Source organism: Sphingobacterium sp. HJSM2_6 (assembly GCF_049316305.1).
Classification (GTDB): domain Bacteria; phylum Bacteroidota; class Bacteroidia; order Sphingobacteriales; family Sphingobacteriaceae; genus Sphingobacterium.
Genome location: NZ_JBMOXB010000002.1, coordinates 61,299 through 76,025 on the forward strand (window position 1 = coordinate 61,299; position 14,727 = coordinate 76,025).

The 14,727-nt window shown below is 37.2% G+C and carries 27 protein-coding genes; all 27 read left to right on the plus strand.

Annotation, left to right across the window (positions count from 1 at the left end):
• Nucleotides 1-6 precede the first annotated feature (6 nt).
• The 27 genes from rplB (at nucleotide 7) to ACFRAE_RS02940 (ending at nucleotide 14,722) form a co-directional block, all read left to right on the plus strand.
• Complete coding sequence (rplB, locus tag ACFRAE_RS02810; protein WP_422795600.1) at nucleotides 7-831, plus strand: 50S ribosomal protein L2; 825 nt, start codon at nucleotides 7-9, stop codon at nucleotides 829-831.
• The gene (gene rpsS / locus ACFRAE_RS02815) at nucleotides 831-1,097 is read left to right on the plus strand and encodes a 30S ribosomal protein S19 (protein WP_002997495.1); all 267 of its coding nucleotides are present in this window, start codon (nucleotides 831-833) and stop codon (nucleotides 1,095-1,097) included. Before rplB ends, rpsS begins: the two co-directional genes overlap by 1 nt.
• A gap of 6 nt (nucleotides 1,098-1,103) precedes the next feature.
• Nucleotides 1,104-1,535 (plus strand): 50S ribosomal protein L22, encoded by a 432-nt coding sequence (gene rplV / locus ACFRAE_RS02820; protein ID WP_422795601.1) that lies wholly within the window; start codon nucleotides 1,104-1,106, stop codon nucleotides 1,533-1,535.
• A gap of 12 nt (nucleotides 1,536-1,547) precedes the next feature.
• On the plus strand, nucleotides 1,548-2,351 hold the full coding sequence (rpsC, locus tag ACFRAE_RS02825) for a 30S ribosomal protein S3 (RefSeq protein ID WP_422795602.1): 804 nt from the start codon (nucleotides 1,548-1,550) through the stop codon (nucleotides 2,349-2,351).
• A gap of 55 nt (nucleotides 2,352-2,406) precedes the next feature.
• Nucleotides 2,407-2,829 (plus strand): 50S ribosomal protein L16, encoded by a 423-nt coding sequence (gene rplP / locus ACFRAE_RS02830; RefSeq protein ID WP_033563420.1) that lies wholly within the window; start codon nucleotides 2,407-2,409, stop codon nucleotides 2,827-2,829.
• An 89-nt stretch (nucleotides 2,830-2,918) separates the two neighbouring features.
• A complete protein-coding gene (rpmC, locus tag ACFRAE_RS02835; protein ID WP_422795603.1) occupies nucleotides 2,919-3,137 on the plus strand; it encodes a 50S ribosomal protein L29 in 219 nt (72 codons plus the stop codon).
• A 13-nt stretch (nucleotides 3,138-3,150) separates the two neighbouring features.
• A complete protein-coding gene (gene rpsQ, locus ACFRAE_RS02840) occupies nucleotides 3,151-3,405 on the plus strand; it encodes a 30S ribosomal protein S17 (protein WP_422795604.1) in 255 nt (84 codons plus the stop codon).
• A 1-nt stretch (nucleotide 3,406) separates the two neighbouring features.
• Entirely contained in the window at nucleotides 3,407-3,775 is a 369-nt protein-coding gene (gene rplN, locus ACFRAE_RS02845; protein WP_002997484.1) for a 50S ribosomal protein L14, read from the plus strand.
• A 2-nt stretch (nucleotides 3,776-3,777) separates the two neighbouring features.
• Nucleotides 3,778-4,122: a 50S ribosomal protein L24 gene (rplX, locus tag ACFRAE_RS02850; protein WP_422795605.1), complete on the plus strand. Its 345-nt coding sequence runs from the start codon at nucleotides 3,778-3,780 to the stop codon at nucleotides 4,120-4,122.
• The gene (gene rplE, locus ACFRAE_RS02855; protein WP_422795606.1) at nucleotides 4,122-4,691 is read left to right on the plus strand and encodes a 50S ribosomal protein L5; all 570 of its coding nucleotides are present in this window, start codon (nucleotides 4,122-4,124) and stop codon (nucleotides 4,689-4,691) included. Before rplX ends, rplE begins: the two co-directional genes overlap by 1 nt.
• The gene (rpsN, locus tag ACFRAE_RS02860) at nucleotides 4,684-4,953 is read left to right on the plus strand and encodes a 30S ribosomal protein S14 (protein ID WP_093100399.1); all 270 of its coding nucleotides are present in this window, start codon (nucleotides 4,684-4,686) and stop codon (nucleotides 4,951-4,953) included. The genes rplE and rpsN overlap by 8 nt, the downstream gene beginning before the upstream one ends.
• A gap of 138 nt (nucleotides 4,954-5,091) precedes the next feature.
• On the plus strand, nucleotides 5,092-5,493 hold the full coding sequence (gene rpsH / locus ACFRAE_RS02865) for a 30S ribosomal protein S8 (RefSeq protein WP_422795794.1): 402 nt from the start codon (nucleotides 5,092-5,094) through the stop codon (nucleotides 5,491-5,493).
• Nucleotides 5,494-5,513: 20 nt separating this feature from the next.
• Nucleotides 5,514-6,068: a 50S ribosomal protein L6 gene (gene rplF / locus ACFRAE_RS02870; protein ID WP_422795607.1), complete on the plus strand. Its 555-nt coding sequence runs from the start codon at nucleotides 5,514-5,516 to the stop codon at nucleotides 6,066-6,068.
• Nucleotides 6,065-6,427, plus strand: a complete 363-nt coding sequence (gene rplR / locus ACFRAE_RS02875) for a 50S ribosomal protein L18 (RefSeq protein WP_422795795.1) — start codon at nucleotides 6,065-6,067, stop codon at nucleotides 6,425-6,427. Before rplF ends, rplR begins: the two co-directional genes overlap by 4 nt.
• Nucleotides 6,428-6,454: 27 nt before the next feature.
• Nucleotides 6,455-6,958: a 30S ribosomal protein S5 gene (rpsE, locus tag ACFRAE_RS02880; RefSeq protein ID WP_422795796.1), complete on the plus strand. Its 504-nt coding sequence runs from the start codon at nucleotides 6,455-6,457 to the stop codon at nucleotides 6,956-6,958.
• Nucleotides 6,959-6,962: 4 nt separating this feature from the next.
• Nucleotides 6,963-7,142 (plus strand): 50S ribosomal protein L30, encoded by a 180-nt coding sequence (gene rpmD, locus ACFRAE_RS02885; protein ID WP_422795608.1) that lies wholly within the window; start codon nucleotides 6,963-6,965, stop codon nucleotides 7,140-7,142.
• A 115-nt stretch (nucleotides 7,143-7,257) separates the two neighbouring features.
• Nucleotides 7,258-7,704 carry a 50S ribosomal protein L15 gene (gene rplO, locus ACFRAE_RS02890; RefSeq protein WP_422795609.1) on the plus strand — a complete coding sequence of 149 codons (447 nt, stop codon included), beginning with the start codon at nucleotides 7,258-7,260 and terminating at the stop codon, nucleotides 7,702-7,704.
• A gap of 6 nt (nucleotides 7,705-7,710) precedes the next feature.
• Nucleotides 7,711-9,057 carry a preprotein translocase subunit SecY gene (gene secY, locus ACFRAE_RS02895; RefSeq protein WP_422795610.1) on the plus strand — a complete coding sequence of 449 codons (1,347 nt, stop codon included), beginning with the start codon at nucleotides 7,711-7,713 and terminating at the stop codon, nucleotides 9,055-9,057.
• 6 nt (nucleotides 9,058-9,063) lie between these two features.
• The gene (gene map / locus ACFRAE_RS02900) at nucleotides 9,064-9,846 is read left to right on the plus strand and encodes a type I methionyl aminopeptidase (protein WP_422795611.1); all 783 of its coding nucleotides are present in this window, start codon (nucleotides 9,064-9,066) and stop codon (nucleotides 9,844-9,846) included.
• 71 nt (nucleotides 9,847-9,917) lie between these two features.
• On the plus strand, nucleotides 9,918-10,136 hold the full coding sequence (infA, locus tag ACFRAE_RS02905; RefSeq protein WP_016196832.1) for a translation initiation factor IF-1: 219 nt from the start codon (nucleotides 9,918-9,920) through the stop codon (nucleotides 10,134-10,136).
• Nucleotides 10,137-10,176: 40 nt separating this feature from the next.
• Nucleotides 10,177-10,293 (plus strand): type B 50S ribosomal protein L36, encoded by a 117-nt coding sequence (gene ykgO, locus ACFRAE_RS02910; RefSeq protein WP_013665024.1) that lies wholly within the window; start codon nucleotides 10,177-10,179, stop codon nucleotides 10,291-10,293.
• A 27-nt stretch (nucleotides 10,294-10,320) separates the two neighbouring features.
• Entirely contained in the window at nucleotides 10,321-10,698 is a 378-nt protein-coding gene (gene rpsM / locus ACFRAE_RS02915; RefSeq protein ID WP_422795612.1) for a 30S ribosomal protein S13, read from the plus strand.
• Nucleotides 10,699-10,707: 9 nt separating this feature from the next.
• Nucleotides 10,708-11,097, plus strand: coding sequence for a 30S ribosomal protein S11 (gene rpsK / locus ACFRAE_RS02920; RefSeq protein WP_422795613.1), 390 nt, complete (start codon nucleotides 10,708-10,710; stop codon nucleotides 11,095-11,097).
• 67 nt (nucleotides 11,098-11,164) lie between these two features.
• Nucleotides 11,165-11,773, plus strand: a complete 609-nt coding sequence (gene rpsD / locus ACFRAE_RS02925) for a 30S ribosomal protein S4 (RefSeq protein ID WP_422795614.1) — start codon at nucleotides 11,165-11,167, stop codon at nucleotides 11,771-11,773.
• A 77-nt stretch (nucleotides 11,774-11,850) separates the two neighbouring features.
• Nucleotides 11,851-12,843: a DNA-directed RNA polymerase subunit alpha gene (locus tag ACFRAE_RS02930; protein WP_422795615.1), complete on the plus strand. Its 993-nt coding sequence runs from the start codon at nucleotides 11,851-11,853 to the stop codon at nucleotides 12,841-12,843.
• A 94-nt stretch (nucleotides 12,844-12,937) separates the two neighbouring features.
• The gene (rplQ, locus tag ACFRAE_RS02935) at nucleotides 12,938-13,453 is read left to right on the plus strand and encodes a 50S ribosomal protein L17 (protein ID WP_422795616.1); all 516 of its coding nucleotides are present in this window, start codon (nucleotides 12,938-12,940) and stop codon (nucleotides 13,451-13,453) included.
• A gap of 135 nt (nucleotides 13,454-13,588) precedes the next feature.
• Nucleotides 13,589-14,722, plus strand: a complete 1,134-nt coding sequence (locus ACFRAE_RS02940; protein WP_422795617.1) for an aspartate aminotransferase family protein — start codon at nucleotides 13,589-13,591, stop codon at nucleotides 14,720-14,722.
• The last annotated feature ends 5 nt before the right edge of the window (nucleotides 14,723-14,727 follow it).

The following is a 14,727-nucleotide window of genomic DNA, read 5'->3' on the forward strand; positions in this document are numbered from 1 at the left end:
TAAGAAATGGCAGTTAAAAGATTCAAACCGGTTACCCCTGGTACTCGCTTCAGAGTAGGTGCTGATTATTCAGACGTTACAACTAACGTTCCTGAGAAATCATTAGTAGTTAGCATCAAGAAGTCAGGTGGTCGTAACAATACCGGTAAAATGACTATGCGTTATATCGGTGGGGGACATAAAAAATCATACCGATTAATTGATTTCAAACGCGATAAAAAAGATATCCCTGCAACAGTAGCAACCATTGAATACGATCCAAATCGTACAGCACGTATTGCATTATTGCATTATGCTGATGGTGAGAAACGTTACATCATTGCTCCAGCTGGATTAACAGTAGGTCAAGTTGTAATCGCAGGCGAGAAAGTAGCCCCAGAAGTAGGTAATACTATACCATTAGCGAACATTCCATTAGGATCTATCATTCATAATATTGAATTGAATCCTGGTCAAGGAGGTTCAATAGCACGTTCAGCAGGTACATATGCACAATTGTCTGCACGTGATGGTAAGTATGCTATTATCAAATTGCCTTCAAGTGAGACTCGTATGATCTTATTAACTTGTGTTGCGACAATTGGATCAGTATCAAATGCTGAGAAGTCTAACCAAGTATTAGGAAAAGCAGGTCGTAAACGTTGGTTAGGTCGTCGTCCTCGCGTTCGTGGTGTTGCCATGAACCCAGTAGATCACCCTATGGGTGGTGGTGAGGGCCGTTCATCTGGAGGTCACCCTCGTTCACGCACAGGTTTATTAGCTAAAGGCTACAAAACACGCTACAAGAAGAAAACATCGAATCGTTACATCATTGAGAGAAGGAAAAAATAATGGCTCGTTCAATTAAAAAAGGTCCTTATATCGATCACAACTTAGAGAGAAAAGTTCTTTCTATGAATGAAACAAACAAAAAATCAGTTATTAAAACATGGTCTCGTAGATCAATGATTTCCCCTGATTTTGTTGGACATACCTTCGCAGTGCACAACGGGAATAAATTTATTCCGGTTTATGTAACAGAGAATATGGTTGGTCACAAGCTTGGTGAATTTGCGCCTACGCGTACATTCAGAGGCCACGCAGAAAAGAAAAAATAATAGGTAATGGAAGCAACAAAAAAACTCAAAAAGTCTGTCTTAATTAAGCAGCGCAAAGAGCAGGAAAAAGCTCAGGTAGGAGGAGCTTCTACTGCCAAGTTATTGAATTGCCCTACTTCACCACGTAAGATGCGTTTAGTAGTGGATCTTATCCGTGGTCAGAAAGTAGAGAATGCTCTTTATATCTTAAAACATACTGGAAAAGAAGCGGCAATCCGTGTTGAAAAATTGTTGTTATCAGCAATTAAAAACTGGGAAGCTAAAAACGAAGGTGCTTCATTAGAAGAAGGTGGTTTATTTGTAAAGGAAGTATCTGTAGGTGGTGGTCGTCAATTGAAAAGATTGCGTCCAGCTCCACAAGGTCGTGGATACAGAATTCGTAAGCGTTCAAACCACGTAACTTTGGTAGTAGATAGTTTAAATAACGTTAACAACTAAGCAAAATTTAGAATGGGACAAAAGGCAAATCCAATAGGTAGCAGATTAGGAATCATCAAAGGATGGGATTCTAATTGGTTCGGAGGCAACAACTATTCTGATAAGTTGGTTGAAGACGAAAAAATAAGAAAATATCTTTCTGTACGTATCGCTAAAGGCGGTGTTGCAAAGGTAGTTATTGAGCGTACGTTAAAACGTATCACTGTAACTATCCATACAGCTAGACCAGGTATCGTTATTGGTAAGGGAGGTCAAGAAGTTGATAAGATCAAAGAAGAGTTAAAGAAATTAACTAAGAAAGATGTACAAATCAACATTTTCGAGATCAAACGTCCAGAATTAGATGCTAAGTTAGTAGCTGAAGGAATTGCAAAACAATTAGAAGCTCGTATTTCTTTCCGTCGTGCAATGAAAACTTCAATTGCTTCCACCATGCGTATGGGAGCTGAAGGGATCAAAGTAATGTGTTCAGGTCGTTTAGGTGGTGCTGAGATGGCTCGTACAGAGCAGTACAAAGAAGGAAGAACTCCTTTGCATACCTTACGTGCTGATATCGATTATGCATTAGCAGAAGCATTAACAACTTACGGTAAAATTGGGGTAAAAGTATGGATCTGTAAAGGAGAAGTTTACGGAAAAAGAGATTTATCACCAAACATTGGTCAAGCATCTGGAGTAAAATCACGTTCAGGTAATGAAGGTGGATCAGATCGTCGTGACAACAATCACCGTGGTGGTCGTGGAGGAAATAACCGTGGTGGTCAACGTCGTGGAGACAATAACCGTGGTGACAACCGTTCTGCAAAGAGAGATTAATTAAATAATAAGATTTAAAAGTATCTGTTACGACAGATTTAAATAAAATACGAACATGTTACAGCCAAAAAGAACGAAGTTCAGAAAGATGCAGAAAGGCCGCATGAAAGGTAATGCTTCTCGTGGAGCAGAATTAGCTTTCGGATCTTTCGGTATCAAATCACTTGAGCCAGCATGGATCACTAGCCGTCAGATTGAGGCAGCTCGTATTGCTGTTACACGTTTTATGAAACGTGAAGGTCAAGTATGGATCCGTATATTCCCTGATAAACCAGTTACCAAGAAACCTGCAGAGGTACGTATGGGTAAAGGTAAGGGAGCTCCAGAATATTGGGTAGCAGTAGTGCGCCCAGGCCGTATGTTATTTGAAGCAGAAGGTGTGCCTTTAGAAGTTGCAAAAGAGGCATTGCGTTTAGCTGCACAAAAACTACCGGTTCAAACGAAGTTTGTGATACGTAGAGATTACGTTGAAGCATAATAATCGTCGGTAATGTTATCGGTTTCGCCTTACTGCCGTTACCAGTAAGGCAATCAAACAAATAATAACCCGACTCAACAAATTGAGAAATGAAAAATTCAGAAATCGTAGAATTATCAACTAAGGATCTAACAGCTCGCCTTGTAGAAGAGAAAGCTGCCTTAAACAAATTGAAATTTGCACATGCTGTTTCTGCTGTTGAAAACCCAAATGTGATCAAAGCAGCTCGCAAAACTATAGCTCGTATCTCTACTGAGATTTCTAAGCGTAATAATGCAGCAAAATCTGAAACAGCCGCTGAGGCATAAAATTTAAGTCGAAATGGAAAGAAATTTAAGAAAAACAAGAATCGGCTTAGTAGTTAGCAATAAGATGGACAAATCTATCGTTGTAGCTGTTGAACGTAAAGTGAAACACCCTATTTACGGTAAATTCGTTAAGAAAACTACTAAATTTAAAGCTCATGACGAACAAAATACCTGCGGTATCGGCGATACGGTATTAATTATGGAAACGCGTCCGCTGAGTAAGACTAAGAACTGGAGATTAGTAGAAATTATAGAAAGGGCTAAATAAGATGGTACAACAGGAATCAAGACTAAATGTAGCTGACAATAGCGGTGCTAAAGAAGTTTTAGTAATTCGTGTATTGGGCGGAACGCGGAAGCGTTATGCATCGATCGGTGATAAAATTGTTGTTACCGTAAAGAGCGCTTTACCTTCAGGAAACGTAAAAAAAGGTTCAGTTTCTAAAGCTGTAGTAGTTCGTACGAAAAAAGAAATTCGTCGTAAAGATGGATCGTATATTCGTTTCGATGATAACGCGGCAGTATTATTAAATAATAACGATGAGCCTCGTGGAACACGTATCTTTGGCCCAGTAGCTAGAGAGTTGCGTGAGAAGCAGTTCATGAAAATTGTATCATTAGCACCGGAGGTTTTATAATTATGGCACAGAAAACACAAACAACTACTCACAAGATCAAAATCAAAAGAGGAGATTTAGTGAAAGTTATCGCTGGTAGCTCTAAAGGAAAACAAGGGAAAGTATTGCAAATATTAGTTGATGCTAATAGAGCAATCGTTGAAGGCGCTAACATCGTTAAAAAACACACTAAACCAAGTGCAGCGAATCCTAATGGAGGAATCATTGAGAAAGAAGCTGCTATTCACATTTCTAATTTGGCTTTAATCGATCCAAAAACGGGTAATACTACTCGCGTTGGTCGTAAACTAAATGCTGATGGGAAAATAGTTCGTTACGCTAAAAAATCAGGGGAGGAAATTAAATAATGACTTACGTACCAAGATTAAAAGCGAAGTATGCGGAGGAAATCCGTACAGCGCTTAAAGAAAAATTCCAGTATAAAAGCGTTATGCAAGTTCCAAAACTGGAGAAAATTGTAGTATCTCAAGGAGTTGGTGCTGCGACTGCTGACAAGAAATTAATTGATAATTCTATTAGTGAATTAACAACAATCACTGGTCAACAAGCGGTTTCTACCAAATCTAAAAAAGATATCTCTAACTTTAAATTGCGTAAGGGAATGCCAATCGGAGCAAGAGTTACTTTACGTGATAACAACATGTATGAATTCTTAGATCGTTTGATCGCGGTTTCATTGCCACGTATTCGTGACTTCCGTGGAATTAACGATAAAGGTTTTGATGGTCGTGGTAACTACAACTTAGGTATCACTGAGCAAATCATTTTCCCAGAGATCAACATTGACAAAATCAACAAGATCCAAGGTATGGATATTACTTTCGTAACATCTGCTGGAAATGATATCGAAGCATTGGAGTTATTGAAACAATTCGGTTTACCGTTCAAAAATCAAAATTCAAATAACAATGGCTAAAGAAGGATTAAAGGCGCGTGAAGTTAAGCGTCAAAAATTAGTAGCTAAGTTTGCTGAAAAACGTGCAGCTTTAAAAGCTGCTGGTGATTACGCAGCTTTAGATAAATTGCCTAAGAACGCTTCTCCAGTTCGTTTACACAACCGTTGTAAATTGACTGGTCGTCCAAAAGGATATATGCGTCAATTTGGTATCTCTCGTGTAACATTCCGTGAGATGGCCTTAGACGGAAAAATCCCGGGAGTGAAAAAAGCTTCTTGGTAATCAAAGAAAAATATTTACTTTTGCCCGGATAAATCGTGTAACGCGATTTATCGGGTTTTTTTTGCATTGCAATATTTTAACAGATAACAGGTCTAAAACTTCGGTTAGTTTTTAGAAACCATTGTCATAATTTAATACATAATGAATACAGATCCAATAGCGGATTACCTTACCCGAGTAAGGAATGCCATTAAGGCCAACCACAGGGTTGTTGAAATTCCTGCATCGAACCTTAAAAAAGAAATTACGAAAGTTCTTTTCGACAAAGGTTACATTGCTAATTACAAATTTATTGAAGAAGGACCTCAAGGTTCTATCAAGATTGCATTAAAATACAATCCGATTAGCAAAGTACCGGCTATTCGCACTTTGACACGTGTGAGTAAACCTGGTTTAAGAAAGTATGCAAGTGTGGAAAACATGCCACGTGTTTTGAATGGTTTAGGAATTGCGATATTATCTACTTCAAAAGGGGTAATGTCTGACAAGGAAGCGGCAGTTCAAAATGTTGGTGGTGAGGTTTTATGTTACATTTATTAATCTAGGAAAAACACAAAGAAATGTCAAGAATTGGAAAAGCACCTATCGCTATACCTTCTGGTGTAACGGTTACTGTTTCAGACAAGAACCTGGTAACAGTAAAAGGTCCTAAAGGTGAATTATCACAACAAGTGGACAGCGACATTAGCGTAAGTCAAGAAGATGGCAACATCGTTATCAGTCGTCCTACTGAACAAAAGAAACACAAAGCATTACACGGCTTATACCGTTCCCTGTTGAACAACATGGTAATTGGTGTAACAGAAGGGTATAAAACTACACAAGAACTAGTGGGTGTTGGTTACCGTGCTTCAAACACTGGTAATACATTAGAGTTAACTTTAGGTTTCTCTCACCAGATTGTATTCGTATTGCCAAAGGAAATTATTGTTACAACTACTGCTGAGAAGGGTAAAAACCCGACCATCACTTTAGAGTCTACAGACAAGCAATTAATAGGTCAAGTAGCCGCTAAAATCCGCAGCTTCCGTAAGCCAGAACCGTACAAAGGTAAAGGTATCAAGTTTGCAGGTGAAGTATTGAGAAGAAAAGCAGGTAAATCAGCTAAAAAATAATAACCATGGCAGGAATTAAATCAAATCGCAGAGAGCGAATCAAAAAAGGAATTAGAAAACACCTGGCTGGATCAACTGAACGTCCACGTTTGACTGTATTTAGAAGCAATAAAGGAATTTACGCACAAGTTATCGATGATGTAACTGGAAAAACTTTAGCTTCAGCATCTACTTTATCTAAAGAGTTTGCTGAAACTGGTAATAAAGTGGATCAATCGAAAGCTGTTGGTAAATTAGTTGCTGAGAAAGCGATTGCAGCAGGAATTAGCAAAGTAGTTTTTGACCGTAATGGGTACTTATACCATGGCCGTATTAAATCATTGGCTGAAGGTGCTCGCGAAGGCGGTTTAGACTTTTAATTTAATAAGAAGATGGCATTAAGCAATATTAAAAGAGTAAAATCAAGCGAAATTGAATTAAAAGATCGCTTAGTAAGCATCCAACGTGTAGCGAAGGTTACTAAAGGTGGTCGTACCTTCAGTTTCTCAGCTATTGTTGTTGTTGGTGATGAAAATGGTATCGTAGGATACGGTTTAGGAAAAGCTAAAGAAGTAACTGAAGCAATTACTAAAGGTATTGATGATGCTAAGAAAAATTTAGTTAAAGTTCCTATCATCAAAGGTACAGTTCCTCATGAGCAGTACGGAAAATATTCAGGTGGTTCAGTATTAATCAAACCAGCAGTAAGTGGTACAGGAGTACTAGCAGGTGGTGCGATGCGTGCAGTTTTAGAATCAGCTGGTATTACAGACGTATTAGCAAAATCATTAGGATCATCTAACCCACACAACGTAGTAAAAGCAACAATTGATGCATTAGCAAATATGCGTGATGCATATACAGTTGCTCAACATCGTGGTGTTGATTTAAACAAAGTATTTAACGGTTAATATCATGGCAAAAATCAGAATTACTCAAATTAAGAGTGTAATCGATAGAAGCGAGCGTCAAAAAAGAACAATTGAGGCGTTAGGATTGAAACGTATTAACCACTCTGTAGAAGTAGAAGCTACGCAAGCAATTATCGGTATGGTTCGCAAAGTGAACCACTTGGTAGCGATAGAATCTATCTAATAAGATTATAAAGATGGGAAGGATGCTCACAGTCCTTTCCATTTTGTTAATTCAAGTTATTCATTGTTATGGCCTGTTTAGTGAGAGCGAAGGCGTAGCATAATTTAAAGTTATAATGAACTTAAGTAATTTAAAACCAGCAGCTGGTTCAACAAAAAGCAGAAAACGTATAGGTCGTGGACAAGGTTCTGGTCGTGGTGGTACTTCCACTCGTGGTCACAAAGGAGCTGGTTCTCGTTCAGGTAATTCGACCAAAATTGGTTTCGAAGGTGGACAGATGCCATTGCAACGTCGCGTACCTAAATTTGGTTTCAAAAACATTAACCGTGTTGAATATGTAGGTGTTAACTTAGATGTATTACAAGGTTTAGTAGAGAAACACAATTTAACTTCAGTAGACTTTGAAGCGTTAAGAACTCATGGTTTAGTTTCGAAAAATGACTTAATTAAAATCTTAGGTCGTGGTGAGTTTACTACCAAAGTCGAAGTTAAAGCACATGCATTTTCAGCTTCAGCACAAAAAGCGATTGAAGCAGCAGGCGGTTCAATTGTTAAATTGTAATCATACATGAAGAAACTAATCACAACCTTAACCAATATATGGAAGATAGAAGAATTACGTAATCGTATTTTAAATACGTTACTATTTCTTTTAATATACCGCATTGGATGTCACGTGGTATTGCCAGGTGTAAATCCTGATGCTTTGGTCGTAAATAGGGAAAGTGGTAATGGCATAATGAATCTAATCAATATGTTTGCCGGAGGATCTTTCTCTAGAGCAGCTATTTTTGCATTAGGTGTCATGCCATATATCTCAGCGTCTATTGTAGTGCAGCTATTGGGGATTGCTGTTCCTGCTTTTCAAAAGATGCAGAAAGAAGGCGAGTCAGGACGTAAGAAAATGACTCAAATTACTCGTTACCTAACAGTAGCAATTACATTGGTACAAGCAGTGGCTTATGTGAAGACTCAAATCAGTCCAGAAGCTAAAACTATTGCAGATCCGATGTTCTCCGTTCTTTCCGCTATTGTATTGACAGCAGGTACATTGTTTGTGATGTGGCTTGGTGAAAAGATTACTGACAAAGGAATTGGAAATGGTATTTCGTTAATTATTATGGCGGGTATCATTGCACAATTACCAGCAGGAATTACCTCGGAATGGGCTTCTAGAATGAGTCCAGGAGGTGGAGGTGCGATTCCTCTATTATTAGAGTTTGTTGCTTTGTTCTTTGTGGTTATTTTTACCATCTTAATTGTACAGGGTGTACGAAAGATTCCGGTTCAATACGCGAAGAAAATAGTAGGTAATAAACAAATTGGAGGGGTACGCCAATACATTCCGTTGAAAGTAAATGCTGCGGGTGTTATGCCGATTATCTTTGCTCAGGCAATCATGTTTTTGCCTATGTCTTTGACTCAGTTTTTCCCGAATGTCCAATCTGACTTTTTAAATTCATTGAGTAATTATACCTCGGTTACGTATAATGTTGTATTTGCCTTATTGATTATTGCATTTACATTCTTTTATACGGCAATCATGGTTAATCCTCAACAAATGTCGGAGGATATGAAGAAAAATGGAGGTTTCATTCCTGGTATTAAACCTGGATTTGATACAAACTTGTTTATAGATAATGTAATTTCTCATATTACCTTTCCAGGCGCGATATTTATTGCTATAATAGCGATTTTACCCGCTGTAGCTACGCTATTTGGTATTGATAATCAGTTTGCACATTTTTATGGAGGTACCTCCTTATTGATTTTGGTTGGTGTTGTTTTAGATACCATTCAACAAATTGAAAGTCATTTATTAATGCGTCATTACGATGGATTAATGAAAACTGGTAGAGTGAAGGGAAGAAGTACGGCAAGTACTGTTGAGGGTTATGATCAGTCAGCATTATAGTTTTTAATGTCAAAGGTATATTATAAAACAGAAGAAGAGATTAGTCAAGTGCGAGAGTCTGCAAATGTACTCTCGCAATTGCTTGCTGAAATCGCTGGAATAATCAAACCAGGAATTACGACCTTGTCATTGGATAAATTTGCTTTTGAATTTATCAAAGATCATAAGGGTACTCCAGCTTTTTTAAATTATCACGGCTTTCCATTTTCCTTGTGTATTTCAGTGAATGATCAGATCGTTCATGGTTTCCCGAGTGATTATGAATTGAAAGAGGGTGATATTGTATCAGTAGATGGAGGTGTAAATCTGAATGGATTTATCAGTGATTCGGCCTATACTTTTGCTGTTGGAGAAGTTTCGGAAGAAGCCAAACAATTACTTGAAGTTACGAAGGCCTCTTTATATGCAGGAATTGAACAAGCTGTGGTTGGCAAACGGGTAGGAGATATTTCTTCCGCCATTCAAGAATATGTAAGTCCATATCGTTATGGTATTGTTCGGGAATTAGTTGGCCATGGGGTTGGGTTTCATTTACATGAAAAGCCGGAAGTTCCAAATTACGGTAAACGTGGTTCTGGTCCAAAATTAGAAGAAGGTTTGGTGATTTGTATTGAACCTATGATTAATGCGGGAAAGGCTGCCGTAAAATTTTGGGATGATGGTTGGACTGTAAGTACGATCGATGGTAAATTATCGGCACATTTTGAGCAGATGGTTGCCATTCGAAAAGGAGTTCCCGATGTGTTGTTGAATTTCGAAGCGATAGAGAAAGTTTTGAGTAAAAAGTAGTTGGTATTCAATTATTTTATTTATCTTTGCACTCCTGTTTGCGGGTTAATACATAATTAAAAACAGTATATATGGCTAAACAAGCCTCAATAGAGCAAGACGGCATTATAAAAGAAGCACTTTCCAATGCGATGTTTCGTGTAGAATTAGAGAATGGTCATGAGATCATCGCTCATATTTCAGGAAAGATGCGAATGCATTATATAAAAATATTACCTGGGGATAAAGTAAAACTTGAAATGTCTCCTTATGATTTATCAAAGGGAAGAATTACCTATCGCTATAAATAAGAATTGGTTTCTTCAACATAGCTTTTAAAATATAAACGTAATGAAAGTTAGAGCATCAATAAAAAAACGTAGTGCGGATTGTAAAATTATTCGCCGCAAAGGAAAAGTTTTTGTAATCAACAAAAAGAACCCTAAGTTCAAACAACGTCAGGGTTAATTTAATCATAATCGCTTAAAGTATTATATGGCAAGGATATCAGGTATAGATTTACCTAAAAACAAAAGAGGTGTTATTGGCCTTACCTATATTTTCGGTATTGGTCGTAATACAGCTGCTTATATCTTGGATAAGGCAGGTATCAGTCACGACGTGAAAGTACAGGAATGGAATGATGATCAATTGTCAGCAATCCGTACCATCATCAATGATGAGATTAAGGTAGAAGGCGCTTTACGTTCTGAAGTACAATTGAATATCAAACGTTTAATGGATATCGGATGTTACCGTGGCCTACGTCATCGTAAACATCTTCCAGTTCGTGGACAACGTACAAAAAACAATTCACGTACTAGAAAAGGAAAACGTAAGACAGTTGCAAACAAGAAAAAAGCTACTAAATAATAATTAAAAATGGCTAAAAGTAAAAAAGTTACTAAAAAACGTATCGTAGTTATCGAGCCTGTTGGTCAAGCTCATATCAACGCTACTTTTAACAACATCATCGTAACTTTGACTAATAATCAAGGTCAGACTATTTCATGGTCATCAGCAGGTAAAATGGGATTCAAAGGTTCTAAAAAGAACACTCCATATGCCGCTTCACAAGCAGCTACAGATTGTGGTAAAGTTGCTTATGACTTAGGATTACGTAAAGTTGAAGTTTTCGTTAAAGGTCCAGGTGCTGGACGTGAATCTGCGATTCGTTCATTACAAACTATTGGAATTGATGTAACTACCATTAAGGATATTACTCCACTTCCACACAATGGTTGTCGTCCTCCAAAACGCAGAAGAGTTTAATAACAGAATTGTTTAAGATAAGATTCTACAGTTTCAGACTGATAGATACTTCAAACAGCATAAAAAAATGGCAAGATATACAGGACCTAAGTCCAAAATAGCTCGTAAATTTAGAGAGCCAATTTTCGGCCCAGATAAGGCATTAGAAAAAAAGAATTATCCTCCTGGTCAACACGGACCATCTAAAAGAAGAGGAAAACAATCTGAATATGCAGTTCAGTTGTTAGAAAAACAAAAAGCGAAATACACGTATGGTGTATTGGAGCGTCAATTTGCAAACTTATTTGCAAAAGCTGCTGCAAAACAAGGTATTACCGGTGAGAACTTCTTGAAATTATTAGAAGCTCGTTTGGATAACGTTGTTTACCGTTTAGGAATTGCTCCAACACGTTCAGCTGCTCGTCAATTAGTTTCCCACAAGCACATTACTGTTAACGGTTCTGTCGTTAATATTCCATCATATAGCATCCGTCCAGGCGATGTAATCGCTGTACGTGAGCGTTCTCAGACTCTTGAGGCTATCGTGAATTCTGTTGCAGGAAGAAAAATCAACAAATTCAGTTGGTTAGATTGGAATGCAAATGAATTGAAAGGTACTTTTGTATCTTACCCAGAAAGAGTAGATATTCCTGAGAATATTAAAGAAAACTTAATTGTAGAGTTATACTCTAAATAATAATTGATTGCAATATGTATTTGAATAAAATACATATTGCTTTTTCTCAAAATAGTATTAAACTTAAAAAAACATAAATGGCAATTTTAGCATTTCAAAGACCGGATAAAGTTATCATGCAAAAATCAACTGATTTTGATGGTACCTTCGAATTTCGTCCATTAGAGCCAGGTTTTGGAGTTACTATTGGTAATGCTTTACGCCGTATTCTATTGTCCTCTTTAGAAGGATATGCAATTACGTCGATAAGATTTTCTGGCGTTTCGCACGAATTCTCTACAATTAAAGGAGTCGTAGAAGACGTGACAGAGATTATCTTGAATTTAAAGCAAGTTCGTTTCAGTAAAACTGGAGAGCAAGGCGATAACGAAAAGATCTTTGTCGTTATCAATGGTCAAGATCAGTTTACTGCAGGTGATATTACCAAATTCTCAAACAACTTTACTGTATTAAACCCAGATTTAGTGATCTGTAACATGGATAATTCGGTTACTGTTGAAGTGGAATTATCAGTAGGTAAAGGTCGTGGTTATGTAAATGCGGAGGAAAACAAAGTTACCGATGGACCAGTTGGCGTTATTGCAATTGATTCGATCTATACTCCGATCAAAAATGTTAAATATACCATTGAAAATTACCGTGTAGAACAAAAAACTGACTACGAGAAATTGTTGTTAGATATTTCTACAGATGGTTCTATTCATCCAGAAGATGCGCTTAAAGAAGCAGCTAAAATTCTTATTCAACACTTTATGTTGTTCTCGGATGAGAATATGCTTTTAGAATCACAAACGAAAGAAGAAACGAAAGTGGTAGATGAAGAAATTTTACATATGCGTAAAATTTTGAAAACTGAACTTGTTGATTTAGATCTTTCAGTTCGTGCGTTGAACTGCTTAAAAGCTGCTGATATTCGTACTTTAGCGGAATTAGTAACTTATGATGTTGCTGATATGTTGAAGTTCCGTAACTTCGGTAAAAAATCATTAAGTGAAATCCAAGAATTGGTAAAATCTAAAGGATTATCATTTGGTATGAACTTGTCTAAATATAAATTAGACGAAGAATAATATTGAAATTAATAAATAAGCGACCTGTTGCGTAATTCCTCTTTACTAGTTTAACTAGGCTCGATAGAACGGTACGCACAAAAACAAAATAACAATGAGACACGGAAAAAAATTCAACCACTTAGGCCGCACTGACAGTCACCGTAAGGCGATGTTAGCTAATATGGCGACTTCTTTAATTAAACACAAACGTATTACTACAACTTTGGCTAAAGCTAAAGCTTTACGTACTTATGTGGAGCCATTAATCACGAAGTCGAAAGACGATACGACTCATTCACGTCGTACTGTATTTGCATATTTAAAAGATAAAGATGCAGTAACTATCTTATTCCGCGAGATTTCTGAAAAAGTAGCAACTCGTCCAGGTGGTTATACACGTATCATTAAATTAGAAAATCGTTTAGGTGATAACGCTGAGATGGCTTTCATTGAGTTAGTTGATTATAACGAAGTTTATGGCAAAACTGCTAAAACTGATAAAAAATCAACTCGACGTCGTAGTGCTTCAAAAAAGAAAACGTCTGAGGTTAAATCCGAAGAGGTTACTGAAGTAGCTGCTGAAGATCAAGCAATCGTAGAATCTGAAGATAAGAAAGTTGGTGAATAATCAAATCTTATAGCTATAGAAAGTCCTCTTTGCAAAAAGAGGACTTTTTTTTTATATGCTGTTTGGCATTTGTCATCATTATTTTATTTGTAAATTTGAATCTCTTAATACTATTAAAAATATTATTTCATTTTCATGGAACTTTTTAATGTTTATCCTGTTACCCCTATCAATATTACCAAAGCTTTGGGATCTATGGTATGGGATGATCAAGGTGTAGAATACCTTGACTTATATGGTGGTCATGCGGTTATTTCGATAGGGCATACTCACCCTCGTTATGTGGATGCAATTACTACACAATTGAATGAAATTGGCTTTTATTCCAATTCCGTATTGATACCTATACAACAAAAATTGGCGCATGCGCTTGGTGAGGTTTCTGGAAAAACTGACTATAGTTTATTCCTTTGTAATTCTGGTGCTGAAGCAAATGAAAATGCGCTTAAGTTAGCTTCTTTTCATACGGGTAGAAAAAAAATTATCGCTTTTACGAAATCTTTTCATGGTCGTACTTCTTTGGCTGTTGCCGCTACCGACAATCCGTCGATCATAGCTCCAGTGAATGAAACGGATCATGTGGTTTTTTTGCCTTTTAATGATGAAGAAGCGTTAACGAAAGCTTTTGAAGAATATGGGGATGAGGTAGCTGCAGTTATTATTGAAGGTATACAAGGTGTAGGGGGGATTCGGGAAGCTTCGGTTGATTTTTTACGATTAATCCGGTCTTTATGTGATCAATACGAATCGGTATTTATTGCAGATTCAGTTCAATGTGGTTATGGTAGAACGGGAGATTTTTATGCGCATGATTACGCTGGCGTAAATGCGGATATTTATTCCATGGCAAAAGGTATGGGGAATGGTTTTCCAGTAGGAGGGATTTCTATCGCACCGAATTTCAAAGCTTCTTTTGGATTGCTAGGTACAACCTTTGGGGGTAATCATCTTGCATGTGCTGCTGGAGTTGCTGTATTGGATGTCATTAAAAATGAAAATTTATTAGCGAATGCTAAAGCGGTTGGTGATTATTTAATTCAAGAATTGAGGGGTTTTGATAAAGTGTTAGAGGTAAGAGGTCGGGGTTTAATGATTGGGATTGAATTACCTGTCGAATTGGCTCATGTAAAGAAAGATTTACTTATGAAGAACCGAATATTTACTGGGGAAGCTAAGCCCAATGTTATTCGTCTTTTACCAGCGTTGAATATTACGAAGGCGATCGCTGATCAATTTTTAACTGCTTTTGATGATCGATTAAAAGCCTAACAAGA